The following is a 3502-nucleotide window of genomic DNA, read 5'->3' on the forward strand; positions in this document are numbered from 1 at the left end:
TGGTTCCGGCTTGATCAGCTTGACCTCATGGCCTGCCCCATGGACAGACGTCACTCCATGGCTTGGTCCCGGGACCGGGTCCCATGGATGGCCTGGCGCCGGTGTCTGCCGCGCGGGCAGGCCCCCGCCGTCCGGCTGCATGGCCGACACAAGGGCAGCAACGGCAGCAACGGCCGTGGCCTGGTCGGCACGCGTCAATAGCGCTGCATCACGCCCCGCTGCACGCTGACCCGGTCGCCGATCTGGAAGGCGGGCTGGGTATTTTGCACGAAGGTGCGCGTCGTGCCATCGTCCAGGCGCAGGGTGACGCGGTACATCATGTTGCCGCTGGCGCCAGCGGTGCTGCCGGCCGTGCCGGAAGTGCCCGTCTGCATGTCACCGCCCGCTTGATCCATGCCGCGCGGCACGGTGTCGATCGATTGCACGGTGGCCGAGCTGATATTGAGGCCCGCCGGTCCCGTATCGCCGCTGCCGTTCATGGTGTCGGTGGTGGTGCCGGCCGTGGCATTGGTCGTGCTGCTCGCTGGCATGGTGGTTTGCGGCGTCGTGCCGGCCGGCGCGGCGTAGCTTTCGCCGCTGTTGCTGCGCGCCAGGCTGGGACTGTCCGTGGCATGGCAGGCGGCCAGCAGGGCACAGGCCACGCCAGTGAGCAGCAGGGTTTTTTTCGATCTCATCTTGGTCTCCTCATGGTCGAACTCCAGGGATCGGCACCCGCAGTGACGCGGATCGCAGCGATTGCTGCATGTAAGAGCGCGGCGCAGGGGAGATGTTCGATGGCTGTCGTAGGCGATTGAGCTAGATCAAGCGTTCAACTGTTGTGCTTGGTATAAATGGTGATCGCGACACCCATAGCGTGCGCGGGCACGCTTCCTCGCTGTTCAACCAGGAGACAAAATGTCATCAGGCCCTACCGTAAAGCTGATCGATGAGCTGGTGTTTTCCCTCTGTGGCGCCACGCACGATGCGCGTGCGCGCCATGTGCTGGCCCAGGCCCTGCATGGCCTGGTGCGGCTGGCCCGGTCGGAACAGTTGCTGGAGATGCAGCGCGACGTGGCGCGCGCCATGGGCGCCGGCAGCCGGCGCGAGACGCGCGCCCTGATGCGGCGCCTTGCCGCGCATGGCGTGCACGGACAGGAACAGTTGGCGCTCAACCTGCCCGATGGCGAGGCGAACCGGGCCTGACGCCCGGTCATCGCCCGCTCAGGCGTCGGACAAAGGGGCGCGCCCGCGCAAGGCGGCCGCCGACAGCCGGGGCCAGAGGACAATCATGAGCAGGGAGACGACGGCCGCCGCCGTGATATCGACCAGCCAGTCGCTCACGGCGCCGTGGCGGTAGGGCAGGAAACTCTGGATGAATTCGTCCAGTGCGCCCATGGCCGCCACCATCAGCACGGCTAGCAGCGCGCGGCGCAGCATGCTGCCTCCCGTGCCGCTGAACAGGATCATGGCCAGCACGCCGTAGCCGAACGAGTGCAGCACGCCGCCCGACGCGTACTGGCCCACGTCGGCGCGCATGCCGGGGATGTCGCCGATCAGGATCACCAGCAGGTACAGGACAATGGCCGTGCGGTAGCGCAGGCGTTGGTATTGGTCGGCAAAACAGAGCTGGAGCAGGGGCGCGGGCATGGTGCTTGGCGGAGGAAGGAAAGGCAGAACAATAGCATGGGGCGTGGCGCACGGCCCTGTTTTTGCGCAAGTGCCTGGCCCGCGGGCAAAAAAAAGGCCCGCGGGGGCGCGGGCCAAAAACCCAAATGAAAAGGGTCAAGAGTTGAGAGTTGCTCGGTACTCACCATGTCGCCTGCCTTCGGCGCGCGCCACGGTCATGAAAGGGGAGTGGTGTGCCATGGCGGCACACCTGTCCGTAGTCAGGCATATCGGTTGCCTGTACAGCAGATGAAGCAAGTATAGGGGGCGAACATGACCGGCCTATGACACGACGCAACATTTTCTTGCGACAGGCCAAATAGGCGGAAAAAAGAAATGCCATGGCAAGAATGACCATGTTTCAGGAGTGACAGCAAAAAAAAAGCCCGCTGGTGAAAGCGGGCTTAAAACTATTTTCTTGGAGGAGAATAGTGGAGACAGGTGCATTATGCTGCGACGCACGATATGTGTCTAATGGTATTTTCAGATATCCATTATTGATTTTTGGTATAACTGGGGCGGGCGCCGTTCATTCCTTCACGGCCACCGTGTAGTTCAGGGCCATGCGTCCGCCATCGACATAGATGGTCTGGCCCGTCATGTAGGTGGCGTCGTCGCTGGCCAGGAAGGCGGCGATGCCGGCCACTTCTTCCGGTTCGCCGCAGCGGCCCAGCGGCGTGCGCGACAGGATGGTGTGGCGCGCTTGCGGGCTCGACAGCACCGCCTGCTTGGCCAGCTCCGTCAGGATGGTGCCGGGGCCGATGCCGTTGACGCGCACGCCGTGCGGCGCGAGGTTCAGGGCCATGACCTTGGTCAGCTGGTTGATGGCGCCTTTCGATACCACGTACGGCACCTGGTTCGGGATGGCCAGTTCCGCATTCACGCTGGACATGTTGATGATGCAGCCGCTGCTGCGCTTGACCATTTCGCGCGCCACGGCCTGGCCGCACAGGAACATGGATTTCAGGTTGATGCGCATGACGCGGTCGAAATCGTCTTCGCACACGTCGAGGAAATCGGCCGCGTGCGTCACGCCCGCATTGTTGACGAGAATGTCGATGTGGCCGAAGTGGGCCAGGGTTTCCTTCAGCATGGCGTCCACGTCCGCCTTCTGGCTGACGTCGGCGCAAAAGAAGCGCGCCTGCGGACCCAGCGCGGCGGCTGCCTGCGCGCCTTCTTCCTTGATGTCGACCAGCATCACCTGCGCGCCCTCGGCGATCAGGCGGCTGGCGCAGGCCAGGCCGATGCCTTGCGTGGCGCCCGTGACGATGGCGGTCTTGTTGACTAGTTTCATGTGTTCTCCTCGGTGGCAGGGATGCGCAGCCATTGTGCGCGGCAATGGCTGATTTTAATCCCTGCGCGGGGATCAGAGGAGGATGGGTTCGTTCGGCAGCTGGTTGCCGCGCGGACCGTCGGCGGGGAAGTGGCTTTGCAGCAAGGTATTGAGCTGCTTCAAGGCATCGAGCGTGCTGTCATGGTAGTTGCCGTCCTTGAAGCCCCGGGTCATGGTGCGGCACACGGCTTGCCACTGCTCCGGCGTGACACGCCGGCCCACGTGGCGGTCGGCCACGATGTCGACCTGGTGCTCGGCCAGGTTGATGTAGATCAGCAAGCCAACGTTGTCTTCCGTATCCCACACGCCGTAGTGCGCGAACAGTTCGCGCGCCCGCTCGCGGTTGCTCACGCCCTGGTAGGCCATGCCTGGCGTCAGGGCCGCCTCGACGATCAGGCGCACTTCCGCCTGGTGCATGGCTTCACCGTCGGCGATGGCCGCCTCGATGGCTTTCAGGGTGCGTTCGGGAAAGGCCTGGCGCGCCGTGGCCGGCGTGCCCCGTAAATGTTTCAAGGCGCGTCCGCA

The 3502-nt window shown here is 64.2% G+C and carries 5 protein-coding genes; 1 reads left to right on the plus strand and 4 read right to left on the minus strand.

Features of this window, described 5'->3' with window-relative positions:
* Positions 1-194: 194 nt before the first annotated feature.
* Complete coding sequence (locus EBS11_RS28040) at positions 195-674, minus strand: hypothetical protein (protein ID WP_290608768.1); 480 nt, start codon at positions 672-674, stop codon at positions 195-197.
* A 220-nt stretch (positions 675-894) separates the two neighbouring features.
* Between EBS11_RS28040 and EBS11_RS28045 the strand changes: the two genes are divergently transcribed.
* Positions 895-1182 carry a hypothetical protein gene (locus EBS11_RS28045; RefSeq protein WP_290608770.1) on the plus strand — a complete coding sequence of 96 codons (288 nt, stop codon included), beginning with the start codon at positions 895-897 and terminating at the stop codon, positions 1180-1182.
* A gap of 18 nt (positions 1183-1200) precedes the next feature.
* On the opposite strand, the gene EBS11_RS28050 is transcribed toward EBS11_RS28045, so the two are convergent.
* The 3 genes from EBS11_RS28050 to EBS11_RS28060 form a co-directional block, all read right to left on the minus strand.
* On the minus strand, positions 1201-1626 hold the full coding sequence (locus EBS11_RS28050) for a VanZ family protein (RefSeq protein WP_290608772.1): 426 nt from the start codon (positions 1624-1626) through the stop codon (positions 1201-1203).
* Between the two features lie 547 nt (positions 1627-2173).
* The gene (locus tag EBS11_RS28055) at positions 2174-2938 is read right to left on the minus strand and encodes an SDR family oxidoreductase (protein ID WP_290608774.1); all 765 of its coding nucleotides are present in this window, start codon (positions 2936-2938) and stop codon (positions 2174-2176) included.
* 72 nt (positions 2939-3010) lie between these two features.
* A partial coding sequence (locus EBS11_RS28060) for a TPM domain-containing protein (protein WP_290608776.1) occupies positions 3011-3502 on the minus strand: 492 nt, incomplete at its 5' end.

The organism is Janthinobacterium sp., from assembly GCF_009923995.1.
Taxonomy (GTDB): Bacteria; Pseudomonadota; Gammaproteobacteria; order Burkholderiales; family Burkholderiaceae_D; genus Janthinobacterium.